Origin of the sequence: Prosthecobacter gellanilyticus, assembly GCF_007992435.1 — a bacterium.
Taxonomy (GTDB): domain Bacteria; phylum Verrucomicrobiota; class Verrucomicrobiia; order Verrucomicrobiales; family Verrucomicrobiaceae; genus Prosthecobacter; species Prosthecobacter gellanilyticus.
This window is the reverse complement of the sequence record NZ_BKAG01000004.1, coordinates 171,815-196,708: the sequence shown is the minus strand read 5'-3', so window position 1 is coordinate 196,708 and position 24,894 is coordinate 171,815. Positions and strand designations below refer to the sequence as shown.

Below are 24,894 nucleotides of genomic sequence, written 5' to 3'. Positions count from 1 at the left end.
CGAATACCAACGCCGGGAAATTCTTGCGAAAGCGCATGGGCTCACATCGCCTGTCACCGCCCTAAAAATGCTCCTCTCACACAAAACCTCAGCCTCCACGTCTCAAAAAAAAGAAAGCTCCGCTGGTTCGGGCAGGCCTTTTAAGTCTTCTGACAGAGTGCGCTAGAGAAGCCCTCAGCTCGTCACACGGAGTGTGACGGCTACTTTCCATCCGTCCAAACGGCCCTCTCGAATCAGCGAAGCGCATGGGCTCACGTCGCCGTTACGTCGCCCCATGCTTGCTCCACAAAAGATACTCCCCTTGCCGCAGCTGCGCCCTCCGCGGATTCTGCGCCAGGTAATCTAGCAGCCGCTCATACTGAGCCTCATGCCGCACCAGGTGATCAAATGCATCCTGCTGCCAAAACCTTCCATCGGTTCCCAGTATTTCGTTGATCCGTTTGGCAGTGAACCGCTTCCATGATTCACACTGTGCCAGCATTTCAGTTTTCCCCGGAAAACACACGAGGAGGTGAATGTGGTTCGGCATGATGACAAAGCTCAGCATCTCGTATCGATCCCCGTGAAAGCAAAGCAGGCTGTCACTCACGATCATCGCCAGCTCAGGCTGGCGTAACACACAGGTACCGTAGCAGGCATCCAGTTCTTCATGCCAGCGAGTGGTAAAATGGTCATGATACTCAGCCATTTCATCTGGCGGCAGCTCCTGGACTTTGGCCTTCCACCCTTTCTGCGTGGGATCGATGTCATGGGCCACCAGCCAGCGATTACGTTCCGCACGCCACTTGGCCAGCACATCCTTGGGCATTGAATCCTGCGTCCGCCAGGTAACGAAAACCACAGACCCACTCTGCGACCAGTGAGGCAGCTGACGCTGAGTAATCAGTAGATCATCTCGCGGATTGAAGAAACGCATGAGGCCCAGGTTAAGGATTCAGCATGTACACGGCCAGCCCAAAAACAGCACCATGGAAGATTCGATGGTCAGACTGCGACTATGCGCCGATAGTAGCCATCACACTCCGTGTGATGAGCTGAGCGCACTGCCACCACAAACAACCTCCGAACATCAACACCGGGGCATTCGTGCGATAGCGCATGGGTGCTCATCGCCTGTCGCCGCCCCAAAAATACTCCTCCCACACAGAACCTCGGCCACCACGCTTCAACGAAAGAAAGCTTCGCTCGTTCGAGCAGTTCCTTTTTAAATTCGATGACGGAGTGCGCTAGAGAAGCGCTCGGCTCATCACACGGAGTGTGATGGCTACTATTTCATCACCGCCGGCTGCCCCGTGCACTCCAGCACGCTGTGCCAGAGCTCCTGCGTGGGATCTACCTTGCGGCGGCCATGAATGACCAGCTCCAGCGGCAGATGCACAAAGGATCCATGCCAGCGACCTACCAGCATGCCCGTCTTGCCGCCCATCGCGGCATGTACGGCGGACTGGGCGAGACGTGAACAATACACATTGTCCTGCGCATTCGCAGGCACGCTGCGCACGATGTAGCTGGGATCGATGTACTTGAGATTCACCTCCGTCTTGCGGGACTTGAAGTAGCCATTGATGCGATCCTTCAAGAACTGGCCAATGTCACCATACTTTTTGTTACCGCTCGCATCTGTGGCATCACCTGTTTCCATCAGGTGCTGGCCCGCCCCTTCCGCGACCACGATCACCGCATTCCGGCGCTTCAGCAGGCGCAGACGCAGCGATTCCAGTAGTCCGCCATCGCCCTCCAGCTCAAACTTCACCTCGGGAATGAGCACAAAGTCCACATTGCTGCCCGCCAGCGCGGCATAACAAGCGATGAAACCAGAGTCACGCCCCATCAGCTTCACGAGACCGACTCCGTTCACCGCCCCCGTAGCCTCCACATAGGCGCACTTCACGGCCTGTACAGCCGCATCAAAGGCGGTTTCAAAACCAAAGCTCTTGTCGAGAAAGCGGATGTCATTGTCGATCGTCTTCGGGATGCCGACGACGGCCTTCTTCAAGCCACGTCGCTCGATCTCCTTCACGATCTCTGCCGCACCGCGCAGCGTGCCATCACCGCCGATCACAAAAAGGATGTCCACCTTCATGTCTTCCAGCGTGTCCACCATCTCGCCAATGTCCTGCTGGCCACGCGAGCTGCCCAGCAAGGTGCCACCGAAATGATGCGCCTGCTCCACCGAGTTCGGCCGGAGCAGCAGCGGCGTATGACCATAACGCTGAACCAATCCTTCATATCCGTAGCGAAAGCCATAGGTGCGAGCGACTCCATATTGATGATGGCAGCGCATCACGATGCCGCGGATGATGTCATTTAGCCCCGGGCACAATCCACCGCAGGTCACAATGCCCACCGTGGTCTTCGGAGGGTCAAAATAGATCTTCTCACGCGGCCCCGCTTCCTCATAACTGGGCGTGGACACGTCCCTCCCATCCTCAAGCAGATGGCTGTGGTAAAGGATGCGATCGGTCTCCGTTTTAAACGGTGCTTCCACCGTTCCAAAATGGTGCAGAGGCGAAGGAAAACGGCAGGGGCCGAGCGTGGGAATGCTCGTGTCAGGCGGGGCTGGTGTCATGGGCGGCAAGACCCTATGAGCAGGAGAAATGCCAGACTCACCGCCCTGACACTGAATAGATGCTGGTCGCTTACAGCATGGCCATGGCCTTCTTCAGAAGTTTGGGCTGAAGACGGGCAATCTTCAGCAGCATCCGGGCGGCTCCCGTAGGCTGGCGGCGGCCTTGTTCCCACTGATGCAGGGTGCGGACGCTGATGCCCAGCAAATCCGCAAACTCAGATTGTGAAAGCGCCAGCGCATCTCTCGCCTGAGCGGCTTCGGTGCGCTCCTTCCAGCGAGCGGCTTGTTGTTTCTGATGAGCAGCGGCGGACACCTTTACACGCTTGATGGTTCCATCAGGCATTTTAGTGAGCCGCCACACACGCGCGGCGGGCTTTTCACCACGCAAGACCGATCCGGCCTCACGCACAGATTCCATCAGCTCTTCGCCCAAGGAGGAAGACTTGGATGACTTGGCAGTTTTCATAAAAGATGTTGTTCGACTTCGTTTTTGAGTTGTTTCAGCTGCGCCTGTGACAGGTCTTCCATCTCGTTCTTGGCATAGAGATGAAGCAGCAAAATCTGCCCTTCAGCGGTGACATAGTAATAGATGAGCCGCAGGCCGCCGCGCTTGCCACGGCCACTGCCTGCCCAACGGAGTTTGCGGAGCCCGCCACCGCCCGGAATCACAGCCCCAGCTTCAGGCCGCTCCATCAAAGCGATCTGTAGAGCAAGATACTCATCATCGTCTCCAAGCAGACTGATTTTCCGGGCGAATTGACTGAACTCAATAAATTCCACCACACTACTATGCGCCATTGGCGCATGGCTGACAATCTCCTTTTAAACATGCGCCTTGCATTCCTGCGGCTCCTGCCCTGCTTCAGGTGATGGAACCAGCCTTTTCCGATGACCTCCTCCTGCACCTCCGCCGTAACGGCGTCATTGCCGTCTTGATGATCGATCGTGTTGAGGATGCCGTGCCGCTGGCGCGTGCCTTGCTGGCCGGTGGAGTGACCGCCATTGAGCTCACCCTGCGCACTCCTTCGGCCTTGGATTCGCTGCGCCGTATCCATGATGAGGTTCCAGAGATGGTCACAGGCGTGGGCACCATCCTCACGCCGCAGCAGGCGAATGAAGCGCTGGAGGCTGGCGCCAGCTTCGGCGTGGCACCAGGTATGAATCCACGCGTGGTGGCCGAGGCCCGCCGCATCGGCCTCCCCTTTGCTCCTGGCGTCTGCACGCCCACAGACATTGAGCTAGCCGTCGAAGCAGGTTGCAAGCTGCTGAAATTCTTCCCCAGCGAGCCTTCAGGTGGTCTGCCCTACCTGCGCACCATCTCCGCGCCCTTCATGCACCTCGGCGTGCAGTTCATCCCGCTCGGCGGCGTGGGTCCGGCGAATGCAGCGCAGTATTTGAAGGAGCCTTCCGTGCTCGCGCTCGGCGGCTCATGGTTGGCACCGAAGGACCTCATCGCCAAAGGTGACTGGGCGGCCATCACCCAGCTGGCGCGCGAGGCTTCAGAGATCGTCAAACAAGTTCGCCCATGAGTCGCGTCGTCACGTTTGGGGAGATCATGATGCGTCTGGCCACGCCGGGGTTCGCGCGCTTTCAGCAGGCCATGCCGGGCAGTGTAAATGTGACCTTCGCCGGAGCTGAGGCGAGCATCGCCGCCTCTCTGGCCTATCTCGGCGCGGACGCGGCCTTCGTCACGGCCCTGCCAGACCACGCCATCGCGGATGCCTGCATCGCGGATCTGCGCTCCATCGGGGTCGAGACCAAGCACATCCTGCGCACGACGGAAGGTCGCCTGGGCATCTACTTCCTCGAGCACGGCGCGAACCAGCGTGGCGGCAATGTAATCTATGATCGCGAAGGCGCTGCCGTGGCCCTCACGCCGGCCGCCGCCTATGATTGGACAGCCATCTTCACCGGCTGCGAATGGTTTGTGATCTCCGGCATCACGCCCGCGATCTCACGCAATGCGGCCGAGGTAGCTCTGTTTGCCGTTCAGGAGGCTGAGCGACGCGGCATCAAGGTCGTGTGCGATATGAACTACCGCACCAAGCTCTGGCGCTGGGAGCCTTCACTGTCCGCTCGTGACCTTGCTACACGCACCATGAAGGACCTGCTGCGCCACGTGACAGTCTTCGTCGGAGGCATCAGTGATGCCATCGCCATGCTCGGTGTGGATGGCGCGGGAGATCTGCACACGGTGGCCAAACAGATCACCGCCCAGTTCCCGAACCTCACCCACGCGGCCTTCACCCAGCGGGATGGATCCAGCGCTGCTGTGCAGAATTTCAGCGGTGCCCTCTATGAGAAAGCGACGGATGTGCTGCACACCGCGCCGACCTTCTCCATCACGCAGATCATCGACCGCCTGGGCGCGGGCGATGCCTTCACGGCGGGCCTGCTTTTCTCCATCCTCCAAGGCTCCAGTCCAGCCGAAACCATTGCCTTTGCCACCGCCGCAGGCTGCCTGGCGCACTCCATTGAGGGCGACTTCAACTACAGCACCCGGGCCGAGATCGAGGCCCTCATGCAGGGGGATGGTGGCGGCCGGGTCAGCCGATAGGCCGCCCTGTAACCCGCCAAAAGTGACCATTCTCCTGCCAAAGATGATGTTCGGCGGCCTCCCAGGCGGCCTGGAGCAAGACCTGCTCCAGCCTGCCCGTATGCCCTCCCTGTGATCCGTTCCCCCCTCATCGCCCTCGTGATCGCCAGCCCCGTCTGGGCCGGCGAAGCGCTCACGTTTGAAAGACACGTCCGCCCCATCCTGAAGGCGCAGTGCTTCCATTGCCATGGCGAGGACGGCGAAATGAAAGGCGGCCTGGACGTGCGCCTCGCTCGCTTCCTGCTGAAAGGCGGTAAGGAAGGTCCGGCCGTGATCCCCGGCGATGCCGCCAAAAGCCACCTGCTAGAGATGGTAAAGAGTGGTGACATGCCGAAGGGCAAGGCCAAGCTGCCTGCCAAGGACATCGCCACTCTGGAACAGTGGATCGCCCAAGGGGCCAAAACCGCCCGCGTGGAACCTGAGAAGCTCGGACCTGAGCATGCCTTTACCGATGAAGAGCGCGCCTGGTGGGCCTTCCAGCCCATCAAGAAGCCCGCGCTGCCGAAAGCTGCTGCCGAGGCGAATCCGATCGACGGCTTCCTCGCTGACAAGCTGAAGAGCAGCGACCTCACCTTCTCCAAAGAAGCCGATCCGCGCACCCTGATCCGTCGCGCCAGCTTTGACCTCACCGGTCTGCCACCCACCCCTGAGCAGGTGGAGCAGTTTGTAGCGGAATGGGAAGGCCGGGACAAATCCACCTCAGGTCTCAACCCTGCCGAGATCCGTGAAAAAGCCTGGTCATCCCTCACCGCACGTCTGCTCTCCCTGCCCGCCTACGGCGAACGCTGGGGCAGACATTGGCTCGACATCGCTGGTTATGCCGACTCAGATGGTTATACCGACAAAGACATGGTCCGCCCCTGGGCCTGGAAGTATCGTGACTACGTCATCGCCTCACTGAACAAGGACAAGCCCTTCGATGAATTCGTGCGCGAGCAACTCGCCGGAGATGAGATGGTGCCGCTGCCGCATCGCAACCTCAGCGCCGAAGCCATTGAGAAAATCACCGCCACCGGTTTCCTGCGCATGGCTGCTGATGGCACGGGTGCGATGAATGACAAGGCGGCTCAAAACGCCAGCATCGCGGACACGATCAAGATTGTCAGCACGGCCTTCTACGGCATGACCGTCGGCTGCGCGCAGTGCCATGATCATCGTTATGACCCGATCACGCAGGCGGACTACTACCGCATGCGCGCCATCTTTGAGCCAGGCTTCAACACGAAGGCTTGGCGTGCTCCTGCCGGACGCCTCGTTTCACTGCTCACCGACAAAGAAAGAGCCGTCGGTGCGAAGATTGAAGAAGAAGCGAAGAAGCTCGATGCCGCCCGTCTCGCGAAGCAGGAAACCTTCATCAGCGAAGTGCTGGACAAGGAACTGGAAAAAGCCCCGGAAAAAGATCGTGACTCACTGCGCACCGCTTACCGCACCGAAGTGAAGAAGCGCACCCCCGAGCAGGTGAAGCAGTTGAAAGCCTGGCCGCGAATCAACCAGCTCAGCGCTGGCTCGCTGTATCTCTACGATACCACTTACAAGACCAAGTATGCGGCTGATCTGAAAAAGATGACTGAGGATGCCGCCGCCGTGCGCGCCACCAAGCCGAAGGAAGAGTTCCTGCATGCCTTTGAGGAGCAGCCTCTGGCCGCCGACAAGATCCCCGTCACGAATCTCTTCTTCCGCGGCGACATTGAATCGCCCAAGGAAGCCGTGAAGCCCGGTGATCTCACCGTGCTCGCATCGTTCCGCCCCATCGAGATTCCCGAGAAAGACAAAGCTATGCCGACCACCGGCCGTCGTCTGGCCTTTGCGAAGTCCCTCACCGATGGCAAGCATCCGCTGCTAGCTCGTGTGATGGTCAACCAAGTCTGGCTGCGTCACTTCGGCAAAGGCTTGGTGAATTCGCCGAATGACTTCGGCCAGCTCGGCGAGAAGCCCAGCCATCCTGAACTGTTGGACTGGCTCGCCACCGATTTCATGGCGCATGGCTGGAGCATAAAGCATCTGCACAAGCTCATCATGACCAGCCGCGCTTATCGCCAGTCTTCCCAGCGCGATGCCAAGCGTGACCTCATCGATCCAGACAATCGCCTTCTCAGCCGCATGAATGTGCATCGACTGGAGGCCGAGACACTTCGCGATGCCTTCCTCGCTGTCTCCGGCAAGCTGAATCCCAAGATCGGCGGCCAGCCCGTGCCCGTGACCTTCAATGAAGAAGGCCAGGTCATCCTCGGCATCGACACGCGTGACACCGCAGGCCGTCAGACCGGCAAGTTCATCACCATGAATGGTGAGGACTATCGCCGCAGTGTGTACGTGCAGGCACGTCGCAGCACACCTCTGGAGATGTTCGCCGCCTTTGATGCTCCCGCGATGACGGAAGCCAACTGCGCCGTGCGCCCCAACACCACCGTCAGCCCGCAGAGCCTGCTGCTGATGAACAACCTCTACATGCGCGAGCACGCGCAGGACCTCGCCCTGCGTGTCACCAAGGAAGCCGGAGCCGATGTGGAAAAGCAGGTCATGCGCGCCTGGGACCTTGTCCTCAGCCGCAAACCCAGCATGGCTGACGAGCAGGAAGCTGTGACCTTTGTCAAAGCGCAGACCGAGCACTACAAGGTCACTCCGGCGAAGCTCGAGAAAGTCAGCGGCGCTCCAGAGAAGGACAATGCCGCTCCTGAACTGCTCGGCCTCACCGCACTGTGTCATGCGCTGCTGAGCTCGAATGAGTTCCTGTATGTGGACTGATTAATCCCTGCGATCCGCAGCGAGATCATCACACTCTCGCGAGAAAGAAGCCTCTGCCAGCTAGAGAAGTGCTGACAGAGGCTTTGTTTTAACTTCAGGCGCTGCAGGTTTGGTTATGCCTCAGCAGGTGATTCTTTCCGCGTGAACATAAAGAGAGCGACTCCCAGTCCGACCACGGCAGCACCGATGCCGATGGGAAACAGGGCTGTGTCATCCGTGGAGCCATCGACGATGATCGCAGAATCGGGATTTGCGGGCATGTAGCGCACCTGCACCTTGGGGTCGCCGATGGAGTCGCCAGAAACGTGGGCTTTGAAAAAGTCAGCCTTCACTTTGAAGCTCTTTTCGACAGGGGCGGCAGCCCCTTGAGGAGTATAGGCAACGTCGAAGCTGTAGCTGCTGGAGCGGCGTTTTTTGCTCGATTCACCTCCCATGATTTCTCCGGGAACGGTGACACCGCTCTTCTCCATTTCAGCCAGCATCTGCTTGTCTTTATATCCCTCCATGGCGGCGAAGGGGCCGCCAAGGACGGCCAGAATGGAGATGATTTTGAGCTTGGTAGGCGTGGTCATTGAACTTTGTTCTGTTTGAGTTTTGACGGTGCAGCGGAGCTTCTACAAAAGGCACAACATACCCGACAATAATTTTCTTTAGAGCCTCACCTAAAATTCGCCACACACCGTTCCCGACTGGATGATCAGCGCGTATCAAGGAAGACGCCGGATGTGGTTGCGTCGGATCACTGTCTGGCATCTCCATTCCCATGCCGATTTACGAGTTCTACTGTCCGCAAAACAACACCCTCTACCAGTTCCTGGCCCGCAGTTTTGCGGAGCGTGACCAAGTGCCGCAGTGCCCGGACAATGCCGCGTTTCGACTGGAGAAGCGCGTCTCACAGTTCGCGGTCATCGGCAAGGCCAGGGAGGAGAGCGAGGATGATCCGTTTGCCGGCATCGATGAAGGTCGCATGGAAAATCTCATGAATGAAATGGAGAGTGAAATGAGCGCTCTCGACACGGATCATCCCGATCCGCGCCAGCTCGGCCGCTTCATGCGCAAGCTCACGGATGTCATGGGTGACAAAACACCACCCGAACTCCGCGAGGTCGTGAGACGTCTCGAGTCCGGTGAAGACCCGGAGAAACTCGAAGAGCAGTTCGGTAGCTTTGACGAAAACAGCCCCGAAACCGACCCTGTGTTTGCCCAAGTGAAAAAGCTCATCCGTAGCGCCCGCCAGCCCATCCGCGATCCCAAGCTCTACGACATGCGTGACTGGGTAAAGTAGCCATCACACTCCGTGTGATGAACCGAGCGCACGGCCAGCACCAACGATGTCCGCGCATCCCCCCGGAAATTCGTGCGAAAGCGCATGGCCTCACATCACCCACCTGCGCCGGAAAGCTTTCTCCCACGCAAGATCTAGACTTAATGCCGCTAAGCAATCAAGAGTTTGGAGCCTCGAAGAGGCGGCACTCCTCAGCCCAGGCCAACGGCCTGGGAAACGCGCCAACGCAACTTCGGTGACCCGACGCTGAGGCCTGTAGGGCCGACACTCGACGCCGGACATTGCAGCGGCAAATGAACCCGAAGAGTCGAGTGTCGCACCTTCGGCGCTCTGGTTCATGAGCGATTACTCAACGTGCTGAATCCCAGGCCGTTGGCCTGGGCTGAGGAGTCTCGGGCCCTTGGCCCTCAAAGCACCAGATGACTGCCATCTCCTATTGCTTAGCGGCATTAGGTCTAAGCTGCCACAGGCCAGCCAAACAAAGAAAGCTCCGCTGGTTCGAGCACACCTTTCACGTTCGATGATGCAGCGTGTTTTCACACCACTCAGCTCATCACACGGAGTGTGATGGCTACTTTACCAACGGCACCATGATCCGCGAAGGATGCGCCGCATCATGCCAGATCGTGTTCGTGGCGGCACGGGCATCCTTCTGCCAGTCACGCGTCTGCGCGGCCCCGGTCTGTGTGTTGGGCTCATAGAGCGGCGCGCCGGTGCTGGCGAGGGTCACGCGGATGCGATGGCCTTTGGCAAAGATGAGGCTCGTCCAGCCGATGTGCCAGCTCAGTTGTGCAGGCTCACCTGGCATGAGCAAAGTTTGTTTGTCCCAGCCCCCGCGATAGCGGGCCCTCATCGGGTAGTCCATGACCAGGATGCTGCGACCATCGGGATACACATCACTCACACGCAGGAGCACATCCGTGTCCGGCGCGGTGGAGCTGAGCCAGACTTCCGCTTTGACCTCGCCGTTCCATTCCATGGGTTCAGTCAGAGGCTCCGTGGTCCAGGTGCGGACTTCTTTTTGGGTCTCAAAGGCCCTCGCATCCTTCGCGCCAGGAAATGCACGTCCAGCGATCTCCATAGGATGCGCCGGATCAGACTCATACGAGGTGCTGCTCTTCTCCGCCGAGGAAGCCTTCTCGCCTAACAAACCATCTGCCTGCAGATAAAGGCTGCCCGCCTGGGTCTGCGGAGGCCAGTCAGCAGCGCTGCGGTATTCATTCCCAGGAGCACCGGCTTCACCCACGGCACCCATGACATAGTAGCGCACCGTCGGCTCTTTTTCGATGCCGTTGTCCGCGCCTTTGAGCCAGTGATCAAACCAGCGCACCATGTGGTCCACCTCCGGCCAGACGACATTGTCGGGATAAACGAGATCACCCACCTTGCTGCCCTTGTTCAGCCGTCCATGCAGCCAGGGGCCGAGCAGCAGCCACTGCTTCCCGCGCGAGTTCGGCCCGCCCTGATGCTGCCGGCCGATGAAGCTGCCCACACTGCCTTGCACCATGAAGTCATACCAGCTGCCGATGGTGAAACAGGGCACATTCATCTTCGAGAAGTGCAGCGTGCAGTCCTCCGCACGCCAGTAGTCGTCATAGTTCGGGTGCTGGTCCCACTCGGCCAGCAGCGCGTCATTGTCCGCCGGATTACGGCAGTTCGCGCCGAAGTCGGCAAAACGGCCCGGCCGCGTCACCCCGCCGATGCGGTAGCCTTCCTGAAAAAGACTGAGCCCCGTGTCCACCATGTACTGGCAGGTCAGATGCGGTGGCTGCGTCACGGCGAGAAAGTTCTGAGCGAAGCCGCCCTGCGAACTGCCAAACGTGCCCACCTTCCCCGTGCACCAGGGCTGCGAGGCCAGCCACTCACAGGTGTCATAGCCGTCTTTCTTCTCACCCCAGGCCAGGGCGCGGTAGCCCACATAGGTGCCCTCGCTCTCCTGGGAACCGCGGAAGTTCACCATGGCCACCGCGAAACCTCGGCGGGCCAGATCGGCGGAACTCTTGCGCGTTCCCGTGCTGGTGACGTTCGCATAGCGCTGCTCAAACACCGCCGGCCATTGACCCTCGCCCGCTGGAAGATAGAGGTAGGCGGAGAGGTGCACCCCATCCCGCATGGGGATCATCACGTGCTCCTCACGCACCCCGCCGAGGTCCAGAGGCGGCAGGGACGCGGCATCGACCGCCCAGGCGCTCAGAAGAAGGGAGAAAAGCAGGGGCCAGCGCACGTCGGGTCGGGGGAATTTCATGCATGAAATTACGCAGCGGCCGTGCTTTTCCTCACAAGCAGAGAGGGCTGAATTCGTCATTGCCACAAGCGGGCAGGGCATCCACTCTCCGCGCCCATGAGCCAAACCGCCTCTCTCCCCGACCCGAACGCTCCCTGGTACAAGCAACTGACCGGCTACCACTGGTTTGTGCTCATCGTGGCCTCTGCGGCTTGGTTCTTTGACTGCCTGGACCAGCGCCTGTTTTCCCTGGCCCGCGTGCCCGCTCTTGTGGAGCTGATGAAGCAGCCTCCGACGAGCCCTGAACTCCAGGCCTTTGGCAAGGTGGTCACCGCTTGTTTCCTTATTGGTTGGGGCATCGGCGGTCTGATCTTTGGCGCTCTGGGAGACAAGTTTGGCCGTGCCCGGATGCTCACCCTCACCATCTTGATTTACTCAGCCTTCACAGGATTGAGCTACTTCAGCCAGACCAGTCTGGACTTCACCATCTTCCGCTTCCTGACAGGCGTCGGCGTCGGCGGCGTGTTCGGTCTCGCGGTGGCCCTGATCGCTGAAACCGTGCCCAACGGCGCCCGCACCCAGTGCCTCGGCCTGCTGCAGATCCTCTCCACGATCGGCAACATCACCGCCGGCTTCGCCAAGATGGGCATTGATACCCTGGAAGCCAATCACACCATCGTCGCCGGCTCCGGCTGGCGCTGGATGTTCCTCATCGGCGCGGCTCCCGCGCTCATGATCATCTTCACCCGCGGTTACTTGAAGGAGCCTGCCGCCTGGCAGAATCTCAAGGACACCAACCAGCTTCCCAAGGGCAGCATCTTCGCTCCCTATGCCAGCCTGCTGGGAAGCGCCCGCTGGCGGAAAAATCTGATTGTCGGTGCCATCATCGCCAGCACGGGCGTGGTCGGCCTGTGGGCCATCGGCGAGTACGCGGTGGATCTGCAGAAGGTCGTCTTCAAGCAGCATTTCGAGAAGGCTGGCGTGGCTGCTGACAAGATCGCTGGAGAGGTGAACAACGCCATCTCCGTGGCCTATCTCTTCAACATGCTCGGAGCTGCTGTGGGCATGACTCTCTTCACCAACGTGGCGAAGATGGGCCGTCGTCTCGCCTTCTTCCTCGGCTTTGCGGCGGCTCTCACCGCCACCTTCCTGGTCTACTGGAAGATGAGTGATCCTGTCGCTGCCCGCTGGATGATGTTCCTCATGGGTGCCGCGCAGCTCAGCGTGTTCGCCGGATTCGCCATCTATCTGCCGGAGCTCTTCCCCAGCAAGCTGCGCAGCACAGGCACCAGCTTCTGCTACAACCTGGGCCGCTTCGCTGCCGCGGGTGGCAGCTTCTTCTCCGCCACGCTGACCTCCAATGTGTATGGCAAGTTCGCCGCCCAGGATCCTGCGCTGCCTCTGCGCTACGCCGCCATGACCATGTGCGCCATCTTCCTCGTCGGCATCCTGATCCTGCCCTTCGCCCCTGAGACCAAGGGCAAGCCGCTGCCAGAAGATTGAGGCATCTTCCAAGATTGAATCTGGACGACGAATCCCTGGTGGATTCGTCGTTCTTTTTATGAGACTGAACTCCCAGATCACCTCCGCCCATGACACCTGCCGAACTCGCTGCCGCCCCTTCCCTGCCCTCCGGCCTCAGCCCTGAGGCAGAGTCTCTCTGGCATGCGAAGCATGGCAACTGGGAAGCCTCGCACAACATCGCCCAGGACATCCACACGAAGATGGGCTCCTGGATTCATGCGCTGCTGCACGTGATCGAGGGAGATCAATGGAACGCGGATTATTGGTTCGCGAAAGCTGGCAAGCCCTCCCGCAAACCCGCGGAGATCGATGCGCTGTGGCAGGAGATCGCCAGCGTGGTGCTCAAATGAAATGAGATGAACGACGACGTGCCCGAGCAAGAGCCCGTGGAAATCGAGATCACGGATGAGCTCGATCTGCACACCTTCCAGCCTCGGGAAGTCAGTGATCTTCTGGAAGACTATCTCGGCGAGTGCCTGAAGCGCGGCCTGCTGAATGTGCGCGTGATTCATGGCAAAGGCACCGGTGCCCTGCGCATCGGCGTGCATGAGAAGCTGGCGCGCATGGACATCGTGGAAGCCATCACCTGGCCCGCGAGTGCTGACACCGGCGGCTGGGGCGCGACGTGGGTCAGGCTGCGTGCTGTGAAGTAGTCCGCGAGTCCCCTCGCGGCAGTGGCGCGAGCGCTCACCTCATTTCCAAACCAGCGCGAGAGGACTCGCGGACGACATGCGTATTTTCCGGCTCTCGATGAAACTTATTCTGCTCACCCTCCTCGCACCTGCGCTGGCTCTTGCCGCTCCGAAGCCGCTGTTTCAATCCAAGCTCATCACGGACAAGACGCCTAACCACAGCGTGGAGATCGATGTGGATGTCAGCCAGGCGAAGGAGATGTTTCTCGTCGTCACCGATGGTGGCAATGGTTTCGGCGCGGATTGGGCAGACTGGGCTGAGCCACGCCTCATCATGGCCGATGGCAGCGAGAAGAAGCTCACCGAGATCGAATGGAAATCCGCCACCTCTGGTTGGGCTGGCGTGCGCGTGAACTCCAACACCAAAGGTGACCAGCTGCGCAGCGCCGGGCAGGCCATCGAGTATGGCATCGGCACGCATGCGAACAGCGTCATCGCCTTCAACCTGCCTGCGGGGGCGAAACGCTTCAAAGCCCGCGGTGCCCTGGATGAAGGCGGCACGAAGCAAGGCGGCGGCACCAGCGTGGAGTTCCGGGTCTACACGGAAAATCCCGGCCCCATCCAGGCCAGCGCTGAAGGTGGCGCCTCGCATGAGGCGGCGGACTCGCTCGAGCAGCTCACGGTGCATCCCGAACTCACCGTGCAGCTCTTTGCCAGCGAACCCATGATGCTCTCTCCGTCGAGCATCGACATCGATCATCGTGGTCGCGTGTGGGTTTGCGAAGTCGTGAACTACCGCAAGCACAACGGCGAACGCAAAGAGGGAGATCGCATCCTCATCCTCGAAGACACTGATGGTGATGCCAAGGCTGACAAGAGCACCGTCTTCCATCAAGGAGCGGACGTGAACAGCGCTCACGGCATCTGCGTGCTCGGCAACCGCGCGCTCATCTCCTGCGGCGATGACGTGTTCTGGCTCATCGATGACAACGGCGATGACAAGGCCGACCGCAAGGAGCTCATGTTCACGAAGATCGGCGGCGCGCAGCATGACCACGGCATCCACGCCTTCCATTTCGGTCCTGATGGCCGTCTGTATTTTAATTTTGGCAATGCCGGCAAACAGCTCTGCGACAAGGCTGGCAACCTCATCACCGACATCCACGGTGTGAAGTGCACCAACCAGAACAACCGCCCTTATCAGCAAGGCATGGTCTTCCGCTGTGAGCTGGATGGCAGCAATGTCGAAGTACTAGCCTGGAACTTCCGCAACAACTGGGAGGTTGCCGTGGACAGCTTCGGCACGATGTGGCAGTCCGACAACGATGACGATGGCAACAAGGGCGTGCGCATCAACTACGTCATGGAATTCGGCAATTATGGTTATTCCGACGAGATGACCGGCGAAGGCTGGCAGATCCCGCGCATCGGCATCGAGAGCGAAATCCCGCAGCGCCACTGGCACCAAAATGATCCCGGTGTCGTCCCCAATGTGCTCATCACCGGCGCAGGCTCTCCCACCGGCATGCAAATCTATGAAGGCGGCCTGCTGCCCAAGATCTTCCTCGGCCAGCCCATCCATTGCGATGCCGGCCCGAACGTCGTCCGTGCTTATGTGACCCAGCCTGACGGCGCTGGTTATAAGGCCGAGATCACGAACATCCTCGAAGGCACGAAAAACCGCTGGTTCCGTCCCAGCGACGTCGCTGTGGCGCCTGACGGCTCCTTGATCATCGCTGACTGGTATGACCCCGGTGTCGGCGGTCACGGCATGGGTGATGTGACCCGTGGCCGTCTCTTCCGCGTGACCACGAAAGCCGCGGAGAAGTATCAGTCTCCTGGCTTCAAGCTGGAGACTCCTGAAGGTGCCGTGAGTGCCCTGATGTCGCCTAACGAAGAGCAGCGTTACCTCGCATGGAAGGCATTGGAAAAGTTTGGGAAGCAGTCTGTCGCTGCCCTGGAGAAGGCCTTCAACGATACTCGTCTGCCAGCACACTATCGTGCAAGGGCGCTCTGGGCGTTGGAAAGTACTTATGCGCTTCAGCGCGTAAGTTCTCCGAACGCAGCACCCAATACCGAACCACCCGCAGACCAGCTAAAGCTGGAAACTACTTTGGCTGCCGCCCTCGCCGACCCCGATTCGAACATCCACATCACCGCCATCCGCGCCGCCCGCCAGCTCTGGCAGCAGAAGCAGCCGGAGAAGCTGATCGAATTCCTCTCCAAGGTTTCCCCTTCCAGCCAGGCGCCAGAACTCAACCGTGAGCTTTCACTCGCCATCCGCTTTGACAGCTCAGATCAGGCAAATGCTCTCTGGAACAGGCTAACGAGCTCAACAAACGATCATGATCGCTGGGCCTTGGAAGCCTGGGGAATCTCACAAGATCTCCACGCTGAATCACGGTGGGCAGCGCTTCAAAAAGCGGCCGATGTAAAAGTCACCGACCTGGAGAACTGGCGTGCGGCGCTCCACCACCCTGCGCAGGCCACAAGCGTGGGTTTGATGGGCGCCAATGATGTCCTCAAAGTGCACGGACTTCGTGCCCTCCAGCTTCTCTCCTTCAAGCACCGCGAGGAAGTCTCCAAAGCCGCTCTGACCATCTTCCTCAAAGCCGATGCAGACACAGCTCTCGCCGCGACAGCCTTGCTGGACCGAAACACAATCACCTCAAACCCCGAAGCCAAAGCTCGCCTCGACTCCCTGCTGAAGCCCGTCATCGGCAAACCGGAGTTCATTGATCTGGTGCAGCGGCTCAACCTCACCGGGTTCGAACAGGAGCTGGTGGACTACATCACAGCGCATCCAGATGCGGTGGAGTCCGTCACGGCGGCCAAGTTGCTCGCGGCGAATGTCGGCAGGACCGTGGCTTTCCTGACGAAGGCAGACACGGCCTCGGCGAAGAAGCTCATCGCGGCTCTCGGCAAGGTCAGCGACCGCCCCAGCGTGGCCGTGCTGAATCAGGCCTTCTGGCCGGAGAAGCGTGATGATGTGCGCCGTAGCATGATCGAGGCGCTCGCACTCAGCAGTGAAGGCGGACGTTCCATCCTGCGCTGGCAGGGCGAGGGCAAGCTGCCTGAAAACGTGAAAACCACCGCCGCGGTCGCGCTCAGCCGCAGCACGGATGGTGGCCTGCGTGATCAAGCGAGCAAGGACCTGCCGCTGCCTGCGGCACTCGGTGCGGAGAAATTCCCGCCCCTGGCTGATCTCATGAAACTGACCGGCGATGCCGCCAAAGGCCAAGCCATGTTCATGCAGGCAGGCTGCGTGGCCTGTCATCAGGTGAAGGGCCAGTTCATCAACTTCGGTCCGGATCTCACGCAGATTGGCAACAAGCTCAGCAAAGATGGTTTGTTCACCGCTATCCTTTATCCAAGCGCCGCTGTGGAACACAGCTTCGGCGGACTGAACCTCACCACCAAGGAAGGCCAGATCGTGATGGGCTATGTGATCAGCGAGACAGGCGACGAGCTGACCCTGCGCGTGAATGGCGGTGCCACCATGCCCGTCAAGAAGTCAGCCATCACCAAGAAAGAGGAGATGAAAGACTCCCTCATGCCACCCGGACTCGCTGCTGCCATCGGACCTCAAGGCCTGGCGGACCTGGTGGCCTGGCTGCAGACTCTAAAGTAGCCATCACACTCCGTGTGATGAGCTCACGACACAGCCAACACCCACCACTCTCCGAGCATCCCCTTCAGAATGTTCGTGCGCAACCGCATGGCCTCCCATCACCCGCCTCCGCCGAAAAACCCTCCCCGCACCAATCAGCCAAACCAAGAAAGCTCCGCAGCCTCAGCCGTCCCCCTTTAATTCGCTAACCCACGTCGGCTCCTCCTCCCCAGCTCATCACACGGAGTGTGATGGCTACTATGGCCAACCTCGTCGCCTGGCTACAGACATTGAAGCACGATCTCCTCACTTCGGACTCAAGGATACCTCCAGCTTTTCATCCTGTTGGTTCGGCGAAAAGAGCGCTGATTCAAAAGGCTCGTAGCCATCTGCCTCAATGCGCAGCTTGTGCTCGCAACGCATGTCCCAGTTCTCATACTTGAACGTGCCGTCCGCGAACCTCCTCGCCTCATCCTCACGCCAATAGATGTTCTGGCTGGACCGCCTCGTGTCTCCGTGAGTCACCTTGAAGGCTGGCACAGACGCTCCCGTCCGCGCATCCCGCACCGTGCCGGAAAAGCGGATGGCCGGGCGCAGCACCACGATACGCTCTGCATCCGCAGCCTTCAACGGCAGGTCACGCAGGATGTCCACACGGCCGAGGATGGTCCAGCCCACCTCATCGGGCGGAGCGCCTCGCCACTCGAAGCGGCCTTCTGCATCCGTCACAGTTTCAAACCACAGAGTGCGACCATCCTGCCAGCGGTCGGCGACCATGCGCACGTTGGGCAGAGGTGAGCCAGATTCATCCACCACCCTTGCCCTCAAAGTCCGTCCCGTCTCCAGACGCACCACCACAAGCCGCTTCGAAGACTCAGCATTCATGTCGAACTTCATCTTCATCGGTGCAAAGCCATCCGCCTCAAAGGTGAACCATTCCTTGCCCGCTTCATGAACGGGAAGGATCACACGCCCCTCGGCATCGGACTTCGCATTCGGCTCATCATAACGGCCCCAGCGATCCTCGCTCAGCGTCACCCGGCAGCCTTCGATCTTGTTGTTCTTCGTGTCAGAGACCACCGCGTGAAACTCCAGGCCTGAGGTTTTCAAGACCACACGGCTCGTGCCATCGCGAAGCGCATCCACTGTCTGGCCGGTGGCATGCTCGTAGCTCATCGACACGCGCTTGAAACGCGGATGCTCCACCCGGATGCTCAATCCCTTCAAATCCTTGGCAAAGCCGGTCATCGACCATTTTCCTTGCGCATCTGTCTGCACTTTTTGTTCGCCGCGCGAATGCCTGTCAGTGAACACGGACCAGTTTCTGGCCCCTCCCGTATGGGTGATGTTGATGGCGGCACCAGACACAGGCTTGCCCTGCTCATCCACCACCAGGCCACCGATCGGCTTGCCCGCCGGATACAGCTTGGTCTCATACCCATCAGGAAGCTTCAGCGGATCTCCCTGACGCGACCATGACACCATCTGCATCACAAAGCCCGGCTTCATACCCCAGTAGCGCAAGCTCTTCACCTCGTCCTTCGGCAAGGGGATGCGCAGCACGCCCTGCACATCACTGATCAGCTCCTCACGTTTGCCATTGTTGATCTCAAAATGCACCTTCACCGCAGGCACAGCTTTGCCCGTCTCTGAATGTAGAAAGCGTGCCTCCAGCCACTCGCCATGCACAGCCTTGCCATCCGTGGAAACATACGGCGAGGGCTTCTTTTGCGGTAATGCCAGCAGGCCATCAGCAACGCCGGGGATCTTCTCGATCATTGTGATCTGATACTCGTAGTCGATCTGCCCAATGTGAGGGTGACGCCAGTTCCACCGTGCAGGATAGCGTGTGCCATCCGCCATCTGCGCCCATTGCGTCACCTCCCATTCAAAGGAGAGCTTTTCCGGCGTTTTTGTAGACCATTCTCGTCTCAGCGCCAGACCACCGCCCGAGGCATCGATCTCCCAGCGCACACGACGATGATTCAGTTCCTGAAACCTCTCTAGAAACACCCGACCGCTGGCCTCACCGATCTGGTGCGTGTAGAGCCCCCATTTCTTGAATCCTCCATCATGCAACTGACGCAGGCTCTCCACGAGTTCATTCGTCCGGCTCTCCAGCCAGGGTGAAAAGAAATGCTCGCGTGGACCTCTGCCCGCATCTGCATCAGTGATCTCATCACGATCATAGCTCCAGGAGGTCTTGCTATCAGAAGCCTTGGTCATATCTGCGATGTACCAAGGTGCTGCACCATTCGTCCACCGAGCCACTCTCGGCCGGTACTCCACGCGTGACTTTCCGGCGCTCTCATCCACCCATGCCTCGATCATGCTGGGCTGCGGACTGCGTACGGTTTCCTTGCCTTCAAGAGTCCAGCTCTGGGTCATCTTCAGATGGATTTTATCAAGCGAGCGCGCCTGTGCTTCCAACACCGTCAGGCAACGCTCCACCAGTGCTTTCTCCGCCTGGGTCAGTGGCTCGGAAGGCTTCTCCATCTGCATCACCGCCTGCCGCACCTCTACGCCTGCGGCCAGCATGCCGCAGAGGCAGGAGATGATGAGCACCCAGCGAGCTTTTCGGCCAAAATGTGAACTCCGACCAGCTCCGCTCAAGATGGCCTGCACACGCTGATGAATGCCGCTGCGGCCCAGCATGGCCACCCCCGTCGCAGGCACATGAGAGAGTCCACCCGCAGCGATCTCCACCAGCACCTGCGCGTAGTCTGGAGCGCTAATCTCATGCTCTAAAGCGGCCTCGTCCGCACTGTGCTCGGCCTCGGCATTCAGCCGGCGCAGGGCCAGCCAGCAGAACGGGTTCCACCACCACACGGAGGTCGTGACCCACCCAAGCCATTGCCAGGCTCCATCGTGCCGCTCGTGATGCGCCGTCTCATGCAGGCACACGGCGCGGATCTTCGCCTGCGGCCACTCCGCAGCCTCCACTGGCAGCCAGATGCGCGCCTTCCGCCAACCCGTCACCACGGGTGAGACAAGTCCACCCACCAGCCGATGCTCCGTGCCGCTCAGGGCACCCGTCGTATTCCGGCATAACCAATAGTGCCCGCATATCGCCCTAACAACCTTTATGCTGAACACCAGGGCCGCGATGCTCCACCAGATCAGCACCACCCTCTGCTCCACCCGTGCCAGCCAAGGCGTGCGCATCTTCACCAGAGACACTCTGGGTTCCGCATTCGGTGATGAATAGGCGACCAGAGGAGCCACGGGTTTCATCGGAATTGGCCCCACTGACTTCTCTTTCAAGATCTCCAGTGATCGAGCCTGCTGAAAGGTCTGCGCCATCTGGGCAGTCGGAGCCAGCGTCACGCTCGGCCGCCACGCATCCACCATGCCAGGTGCCAGTGCCCACAGCAGCACGCTGGCCAGCGCCACGATGCAGCCACGCCACACCCAGAGACGCATCAGCGCAGGTTTGCTCTTCAAAAAATGCCGCGTCATTGCCCATGCCAGCAGCACGAGCGCCGTGCTCTTCATCGCCGCCGTGATGACAAAGGTCAGCGCCGGGTAAGACATGCCACCGAGCAGCCAGGAATGGATGAAGGTCTGGACGGGATTCATTTTTGACGAGCCTCCTGGATGAGTTTCATGAGTTGATCGGCCTCCTCTTTCGAGAGCTTTGATTTGCGATCCCCGAGCAGCGCCATGGCTGCCGCGCCGACGGAGTTGGAGAAGAAATCCCGCACCATCTGATGCAGAGCGTTCACGCGTGCCTTCTCCGCAGGCAGCGGCAGGCTGTATTCGTCCGTGCGGCCTTGCAGCGTCTTTACCAGCATGGACTTCTCCACCAGCAGGCGGAGGATGGAGCGCACCGCCGAGTAGGTCGGAGCGTCCGGCAGATCCTCCTCGATCTCACGCGCGGTGGCCTTGCCCCGGCGCATCACGATTTCCAGGACCTGACGCTCACGGCGGCTGACGTTTTTGAAAACTTCGTTATCCCACATAGATGTGTTGAAATATCAACACATCGGCAAAGCGTCAAGATTTATGTGCTGAATTTTCAACACATGTTTTAGCAAAGTGGCTGCCTCTGCACTTCGCGGGCCAAAGAGACTGCTTGCAGGCCGGAGGCCCCGACCTCAGACTTCTCACCCACCATGAAAGCCCTCATCACCCTCACCGCTTTTCTCCTCCTTATGACCACCGCCCCTGCTGCTGACGCCCCTTACCGCCATGTCGTGTTCTTTAAATTCAAGGACAGCGCCTCGCCTGAGCAGGTGCAGTCGATCGAGAAGGCATTCATCGAACTGGCCAAGAAGGTGGAGACCGTGAAGAGCTTCGAGTGGGGCACAAATGTCAGCCCGGAGAACATGAACGATGGCTTCACCCACTGCTTCTTCGTGACCTTCGCGGACAAGGCCGGCCTGGAGACCTACCTGCCCCATCCGGCGCACTCCGAGTTCGTCAGCAAGCTGAAGCCCGTCTTGGACAAGGCTTGCGTGCTCGACTACACGGCCCGCTAACGGCTGCGGAGGGACGGCCCATCTGCCCTTTAGGGCTGGTATCTGCCGGCGACCAAATATCCGTCTTGCCTGTGCAAGCCGAATTTAGTAATTCATTTCTATTATGAGCGTCCCCCTCATGCCACGCCGCGCCTTCCTCGCTTCGGCTCTGCCAGCGCTGGCTGGCACGGTTTTAGGTGCTGAGCAAGAAACGCGCCCTGCGCCCTTGGGAATCTCCTTGCAGCAAGAGCCGCTCCGCTATGAGCTGGATGCGCTGGAGCCCTACCTGGACGCGGTTACGCTGAAGCTCCATTACCATGAGTATCACGCGAAGCATCTGGCGGAGTTCCGGCGCACCCTGGATGACGTGGAGCTCTCCGTGGGCAGCGTGACCTCCCTCATGCCCTGCATCAAGAGCATCAAGCGGCCGCCGCAGGTCAGGCAGTCCATCCTGCAGCTCAGCCTGGCGAATTCGCGGCCTGCCACTGGTGTGCAGTCAGAGCTGCCTGAGGATGTGCAAAAGAGCATCCGCCAACATGGTGGAGCGCATGTGAATCACACTATTTTCTGGCGATTCCTGGCTCCGTCAGAAGACACACCGCTGGGGCCCTCGGGACGAGCCTCACAGGCCATTGATGATGAGTTCGGCACCCTGCAGGAGTTCAAGAAGGCTTTTACGGCTGCCGCCATGAAGCATTCCGGCTCCGGCTGGGCCTGGCTGGTCTACCGGCCTGACAAAAAGCTCGTCATCACCACCACTCCGAACGAGGACAATCCTCTGATGAAGGAGTTTGTGGACTGGCGCGAGCACGGTCGCGTGATCCTCGCGCTCGATCTCTGGGAGCACTCCTACTACGCCAAGTATAAGAACAACCGCCGCGCCTATATCGATGCCTGGTGGAAGGTCGTGAACTGGGAGTTTGTGGACAAAGCTCACGCCATCGTGCGGGGCATCTACAATCACTCCTGAGCTGGCCGGGCTGCTGCGGCAGCATCTTTGTCTTTCGTGCAATGTCACCTTCGGTGATGCGTTCACCACGCGCCATGAAACTGATCGCCTGCCTGCTGCTCGCCACCTTCGTCTCCCTGCCTGCTCTGGCCCAAAACGCCAAGAAGGCGAAAAAGGCCCCCAAGGAGGACATCAAGCTCACGTCTGAAGCTGTGAAGACGCGGGAGGTCGTCTACAAAACCACACCGCAGGGTGAGCTGAAGCTGCATGTCTTTTCCCCCTCAGGCGAGGTGCAGGCCGCCGTGCAGCGCCCCTGCGTGGTCTTCTTCTTTGGAGGAGGCTGGAAGAACGGCACCTTCAAGCAGTTCGTGCCGCAGGCCGAATACCTGGCCACGCGCGGCATCGTGGCCGCCTGTGCCGACTACCGCATTTTGAATCAGCACAAGACCCTGCCCGACAAAGCCGTGGAGGACGCCAAAAGCGCCATCCGCTGGGTGCGCGGCCATGCCGTGGAACTCGGCATCGATCCGAACAAGGTCATCGCCTCAGGAGGCTCCGCAGGCGGACATCTCGCTGCCTGCACTGCCCTGGTCAGTGCCTACGATGCCGAGTCGGACGACAAGTCCATCTCCGCCAAGCCGAACGCGATGGTGCTCTTCAATCCAGCGCTGAACATCAGCACCCTCTACAAAGAGCGTGTGACAGGAGAGGCCCTCATGACCCTGGAGATGGCAGAGGCCATCACGCCTAACAGCTTTTTGTCCAAGGACACACCGCCTGCCATCATCTTCTTTGGCACCGCAGACAAGCTGAAGCTCGGTGGAGATGAATATGTGAAGAAGGCTCGCGAGCTGGGCCTGCGCGCCGAAATGTGGTCCGCCAAAGACATGCCTCACGGCTTCTTCAATCGCGAGCCCTGGATCCAGGTGACCGCACGCAAGATGGATGAATTCCTCGCCTCGCTCGGGTATCTCGGTGGCGAGCCTACCTTGAAAGCTCCCGAAGGCGTGCCTTCACTCGACAAGGAGTGATCTTCACTCTTGCTCAAACGCGCACCGCTTCCAAAGCGGCCAGCCTCTCACCGATCGGTGGATGGCTGTAGTGCAGCCACACTTTAAGAGGATGCGGCTGGGGATGCGAGAGATGATCGTGCGACAGTCTTTTCAGTCCCTGCACAAGCGGCTGAGCACTGCCGACCGCCTTGGCCGCATAAGCATCGGCCTGAAACTCATGACGTCGGCTCATCCACAGGCCTAACAAACCCGTGACGATGCCGAGCGGCTGATATAAGATGCCGAAAAGGACCAGCCCCATGCCCACAGGCGTGCCCTGCAAACCGAACGCGGCAAAGAAGTCCGGCGACTTCAGCACCCAGCCCAGCAGCGCCAGCATCACGCCCATCTCCACAAGGCTGAGCGTCATGGTGACGGGCACGTGGCGGCATTTGTTATGCCCGATCTCATGCGCCAGAATGGCCACGATCTCCTCCTTCGTGTGACTCTGCAGCAGCGTGTCAAAAAGCGCGATGCGGCGTGTCTTGCCAAAGCCTGCAAAGAAGGCATTCGCCTTGGAGGAGCGGCGAGAGCCATCCACCACGCTCACTTCCATCACCGGGAAATCCAGCTTCTTCGCCAGCGCAAAGATGGCCTCCTTCAGCTCACCATCTTCCATGGGGCTGAACTTCAGGAAAATCGGCATCAGAAAGCGCGGTGCTAGGAAGGTCATGAGCACGCTGAAGGCCGCCAGAAACAGCCAGGTGTAGAGCGGTGCCAGTGGCTGGTATTGGAAGAACCACACGATCACCCACGCCACCGGCAGACCGATGATCGCCATGAGCGCGAGGCTCTTGATATTGTCGCTAATGAAAGTGCCCACCGTCGTGCGGTTGAAGCCATGCTTCGCCTCCACGCCAAAAGTGTCCCAGGCCGAAAAAGGCAGGCTTAACAAAGTTTGCGCCAGCATGATCACCGCAATCACGATGACACCTGTGGTCACCGGACCAAATCCAAAAGTCTCCGCCTTGGCCTGAATCATCCCAAAGCCCCCGGCCCACCACACGCCAATCAGCGCCGCCAGTGAGACCCCATCCTGGAAGCCGCTCACCTTCGCCCCATCCGCCAGATACTCGCGAATCTTCTCCATCGTCCCCTCCGGAAAGATCTCCGCCAGCCGCCCCGGAATCGGCTTTCCCAGCCGCATCAGATTCAAAAAACGCGAGGCGAGCTCCAGATGAAACACACCGAGCACCGCAATGAGCGCGGCGACGAACCAGGGATTGGAAAGGGTCATGGGATAAAAGG

20 protein-coding genes are annotated in these 24,894 nt (G+C 59.7%); 11 read left to right on the top strand and 9 right to left on the bottom strand.

Going from position 1 to position 24,894, the window contains the following annotated elements; translation table 11 throughout:
• Positions 1 to 262: 262 nt before the first annotated feature.
• The 4 genes from BGE01nite_RS04800 to BGE01nite_RS04785 all read right to left on the bottom strand — a co-directional run bounded on the left by BGE01nite_RS04800 (position 263) and on the right by BGE01nite_RS04785 (position 3,349).
• Positions 263 to 916 (bottom strand): transposase, encoded by a 654-nt coding sequence (locus tag BGE01nite_RS04800; protein WP_146849128.1) that lies wholly within the window; start codon positions 914 to 916, stop codon positions 263 to 265.
• A gap of 351 nt (positions 917 to 1,267) precedes the next feature.
• Complete coding sequence (locus BGE01nite_RS04795) at positions 1,268 to 2,569, bottom strand: ATP-dependent 6-phosphofructokinase (RefSeq protein ID WP_146849127.1); 1,302 nt, start codon at positions 2,567 to 2,569, stop codon at positions 1,268 to 1,270.
• 70 nt (positions 2,570 to 2,639) lie between these two features.
• Positions 2,640 to 3,035 (bottom strand): helix-turn-helix domain-containing protein, encoded by a 396-nt coding sequence (locus BGE01nite_RS04790; protein ID WP_218032897.1) that lies wholly within the window; start codon positions 3,033 to 3,035, stop codon positions 2,640 to 2,642.
• On the bottom strand, positions 3,032 to 3,349 hold the full coding sequence (locus BGE01nite_RS04785; protein WP_218032896.1) for a type II toxin-antitoxin system RelE/ParE family toxin: 318 nt from the start codon (positions 3,347 to 3,349) through the stop codon (positions 3,032 to 3,034). Before BGE01nite_RS04785 ends, BGE01nite_RS04790 begins: the two co-directional genes overlap by 4 nt.
• Positions 3,350 to 3,438: 89 nt before the next feature.
• Between BGE01nite_RS04785 and BGE01nite_RS04780 the strand changes: the two genes are divergently transcribed.
• From BGE01nite_RS04780 to BGE01nite_RS04770, 3 genes are all read left to right on the top strand, one after another.
• Positions 3,439 to 4,098 (top strand): bifunctional 4-hydroxy-2-oxoglutarate aldolase/2-dehydro-3-deoxy-phosphogluconate aldolase, encoded by a 660-nt coding sequence (locus tag BGE01nite_RS04780; protein WP_146849126.1) that lies wholly within the window; start codon positions 3,439 to 3,441, stop codon positions 4,096 to 4,098.
• A complete protein-coding gene (locus BGE01nite_RS04775) occupies positions 4,095 to 5,126 on the top strand; it encodes a sugar kinase (RefSeq protein ID WP_146849125.1) in 1,032 nt (343 codons plus the stop codon). The genes BGE01nite_RS04780 and BGE01nite_RS04775 overlap by 4 nt, the downstream gene beginning before the upstream one ends.
• 111 nt (positions 5,127 to 5,237) lie before the next feature.
• Positions 5,238 to 7,910: a PSD1 and planctomycete cytochrome C domain-containing protein gene (locus BGE01nite_RS04770; RefSeq protein ID WP_246145666.1), complete on the top strand. Its 2,673-nt coding sequence runs from the start codon at positions 5,238 to 5,240 to the stop codon at positions 7,908 to 7,910.
• Between the two features lie 113 nt (positions 7,911 to 8,023).
• Here the strand turns inward: BGE01nite_RS04770 and BGE01nite_RS04765 are convergent, their stop codons facing one another.
• Positions 8,024 to 8,482, bottom strand: a complete 459-nt coding sequence (locus BGE01nite_RS04765; protein WP_146849124.1) for a DUF3592 domain-containing protein — start codon at positions 8,480 to 8,482, stop codon at positions 8,024 to 8,026.
• Positions 8,483 to 8,673: 191 nt separating this feature from the next.
• Here BGE01nite_RS04765 and BGE01nite_RS04760 point away from each other — a divergent pair, with 191 nt between their 5' ends.
• A complete protein-coding gene (locus tag BGE01nite_RS04760; protein ID WP_146849123.1) occupies positions 8,674 to 9,195 on the top strand; it encodes an FmdB family zinc ribbon protein in 522 nt (173 codons plus the stop codon).
• 571 nt (positions 9,196 to 9,766) lie between these two features.
• Here the strand turns inward: BGE01nite_RS04760 and BGE01nite_RS04755 are convergent.
• Positions 9,767 to 11,440, bottom strand: a complete 1,674-nt coding sequence (locus tag BGE01nite_RS04755) for a CocE/NonD family hydrolase (RefSeq protein ID WP_146849122.1) — start codon at positions 11,438 to 11,440, stop codon at positions 9,767 to 9,769.
• Positions 11,441 to 11,536: 96 nt separating this feature from the next.
• Here BGE01nite_RS04755 and BGE01nite_RS04750 point away from each other — a divergent pair, with 96 nt between their 5' ends.
• From BGE01nite_RS04750 to BGE01nite_RS04735, 4 genes are all read left to right on the top strand, one after another.
• On the top strand, positions 11,537 to 12,922 hold the full coding sequence (locus tag BGE01nite_RS04750; RefSeq protein WP_146849121.1) for an MFS transporter: 1,386 nt from the start codon (positions 11,537 to 11,539) through the stop codon (positions 12,920 to 12,922).
• Between the two features lie 89 nt (positions 12,923 to 13,011).
• Positions 13,012 to 13,293 carry a hypothetical protein gene (locus BGE01nite_RS04745; protein WP_146849120.1) on the top strand — a complete coding sequence of 94 codons (282 nt, stop codon included), beginning with the start codon at positions 13,012 to 13,014 and terminating at the stop codon, positions 13,291 to 13,293.
• A gap of 6 nt (positions 13,294 to 13,299) precedes the next feature.
• Entirely contained in the window at positions 13,300 to 13,596 is a 297-nt protein-coding gene (locus BGE01nite_RS04740) for a Smr/MutS family protein (protein ID WP_146849119.1), read from the top strand.
• 97 nt (positions 13,597 to 13,693) lie between these two features.
• Positions 13,694 to 17,206 carry a PVC-type heme-binding CxxCH protein gene (locus BGE01nite_RS04735; protein ID WP_170266592.1) on the top strand — a complete coding sequence of 1,171 codons (3,513 nt, stop codon included), beginning with the start codon at positions 13,694 to 13,696 and terminating at the stop codon, positions 17,204 to 17,206.
• A 285-nt stretch (positions 17,207 to 17,491) separates the two neighbouring features.
• On the opposite strand, the gene BGE01nite_RS04730 is transcribed toward BGE01nite_RS04735, so the two are convergent.
• Together BGE01nite_RS04730 and BGE01nite_RS04725 are read right to left on the bottom strand one after the other, a co-directional pair.
• The gene (locus tag BGE01nite_RS04730) at positions 17,492 to 20,764 is read right to left on the bottom strand and encodes a M56 family metallopeptidase (RefSeq protein ID WP_146849117.1); all 3,273 of its coding nucleotides are present in this window, start codon (positions 20,762 to 20,764) and stop codon (positions 17,492 to 17,494) included.
• A complete protein-coding gene (locus tag BGE01nite_RS04725; RefSeq protein WP_146849116.1) occupies positions 20,761 to 21,147 on the bottom strand; it encodes a BlaI/MecI/CopY family transcriptional regulator in 387 nt (128 codons plus the stop codon). Before BGE01nite_RS04725 ends, BGE01nite_RS04730 begins: the two co-directional genes overlap by 4 nt.
• 153 nt (positions 21,148 to 21,300) lie before the next feature.
• Between BGE01nite_RS04725 and BGE01nite_RS04720 the strand changes: the two genes are divergently transcribed.
• The 3 genes from BGE01nite_RS04720 (at position 21,301) to BGE01nite_RS04710 (ending at position 23,625) form a co-directional block, all read left to right on the top strand.
• Positions 21,301 to 21,666: a Dabb family protein gene (locus tag BGE01nite_RS04720; protein ID WP_146849115.1), complete on the top strand. Its 366-nt coding sequence runs from the start codon at positions 21,301 to 21,303 to the stop codon at positions 21,664 to 21,666.
• A 103-nt stretch (positions 21,667 to 21,769) separates the two neighbouring features.
• Positions 21,770 to 22,615: a superoxide dismutase gene (locus BGE01nite_RS04715; protein ID WP_246145665.1), complete on the top strand. Its 846-nt coding sequence runs from the start codon at positions 21,770 to 21,772 to the stop codon at positions 22,613 to 22,615.
• 74 nt (positions 22,616 to 22,689) lie between these two features.
• Positions 22,690 to 23,625: an alpha/beta hydrolase gene (locus BGE01nite_RS04710; protein WP_170266591.1), complete on the top strand. Its 936-nt coding sequence runs from the start codon at positions 22,690 to 22,692 to the stop codon at positions 23,623 to 23,625.
• 13 nt (positions 23,626 to 23,638) lie between these two features.
• On the opposite strand, the gene BGE01nite_RS04705 is transcribed toward BGE01nite_RS04710, so the two are convergent.
• A complete protein-coding gene (locus BGE01nite_RS04705) occupies positions 23,639 to 24,883 on the bottom strand; it encodes a M48 family metallopeptidase (RefSeq protein WP_170266590.1) in 1,245 nt (414 codons plus the stop codon).
• Positions 24,884 to 24,894: the final 11 nt, after the last annotated feature.

Bases quoted from the DNA above. Each gene is read 5' to 3' on its own strand.
- BGE01nite_RS04800 (WP_146849128.1), bottom strand. From the start codon at position 916: ATGCGTTTCTTCAATCCGCGAGATGATCTACTGATTACTCAGCGTCAG.
- BGE01nite_RS04795 (WP_146849127.1), bottom strand. From the start codon at position 2,569: ATGACACCAGCCCCGCCTGACACGAGCATTCCCACGCTCGGCCCCTGC.
- BGE01nite_RS04790 (WP_218032897.1), bottom strand. From the start codon at position 3,035: ATGAAAACTGCCAAGTCATCCAAGTCTTCCTCCTTGGGCGAAGAGCTG.
- BGE01nite_RS04780 (WP_146849126.1), top strand. From the start codon at position 3,439: ATGGAACCAGCCTTTTCCGATGACCTCCTCCTGCACCTCCGCCGTAAC.
- BGE01nite_RS04775 (WP_146849125.1), top strand. From the start codon at position 4,095: ATGAGTCGCGTCGTCACGTTTGGGGAGATCATGATGCGTCTGGCCACG.
- BGE01nite_RS04765 (WP_146849124.1), bottom strand. From the start codon at position 8,482: ATGACCACGCCTACCAAGCTCAAAATCATCTCCATTCTGGCCGTCCTT.
- BGE01nite_RS04760 (WP_146849123.1), top strand. From the start codon at position 8,674: ATGCCGATTTACGAGTTCTACTGTCCGCAAAACAACACCCTCTACCAG.
- BGE01nite_RS04755 (WP_146849122.1), bottom strand. From the start codon at position 11,440: ATGAAATTCCCCCGACCCGACGTGCGCTGGCCCCTGCTTTTCTCCCTT.
- BGE01nite_RS04750 (WP_146849121.1), top strand. From the start codon at position 11,537: ATGAGCCAAACCGCCTCTCTCCCCGACCCGAACGCTCCCTGGTACAAG.
- BGE01nite_RS04745 (WP_146849120.1), top strand. From the start codon at position 13,012: ATGACACCTGCCGAACTCGCTGCCGCCCCTTCCCTGCCCTCCGGCCTC.
- BGE01nite_RS04740 (WP_146849119.1), top strand. From the start codon at position 13,300: ATGAACGACGACGTGCCCGAGCAAGAGCCCGTGGAAATCGAGATCACG.
- BGE01nite_RS04735 (WP_170266592.1), top strand. From the start codon at position 13,694: ATGAAACTTATTCTGCTCACCCTCCTCGCACCTGCGCTGGCTCTTGCC.
- BGE01nite_RS04730 (WP_146849117.1), bottom strand. From the start codon at position 20,764: ATGAATCCCGTCCAGACCTTCATCCATTCCTGGCTGCTCGGTGGCATG.
- BGE01nite_RS04725 (WP_146849116.1), bottom strand. From the start codon at position 21,147: ATGTGGGATAACGAAGTTTTCAAAAACGTCAGCCGCCGTGAGCGTCAG.
- BGE01nite_RS04720 (WP_146849115.1), top strand. From the start codon at position 21,301: ATGAAAGCCCTCATCACCCTCACCGCTTTTCTCCTCCTTATGACCACC.
- BGE01nite_RS04715 (WP_246145665.1), top strand. From the start codon at position 21,770: ATGAGCGTCCCCCTCATGCCACGCCGCGCCTTCCTCGCTTCGGCTCTG.
- BGE01nite_RS04710 (WP_170266591.1), top strand. From the start codon at position 22,690: ATGAAACTGATCGCCTGCCTGCTGCTCGCCACCTTCGTCTCCCTGCCT.
- BGE01nite_RS04705 (WP_170266590.1), bottom strand. From the start codon at position 24,883: ATGACCCTTTCCAATCCCTGGTTCGTCGCCGCGCTCATTGCGGTGCTC.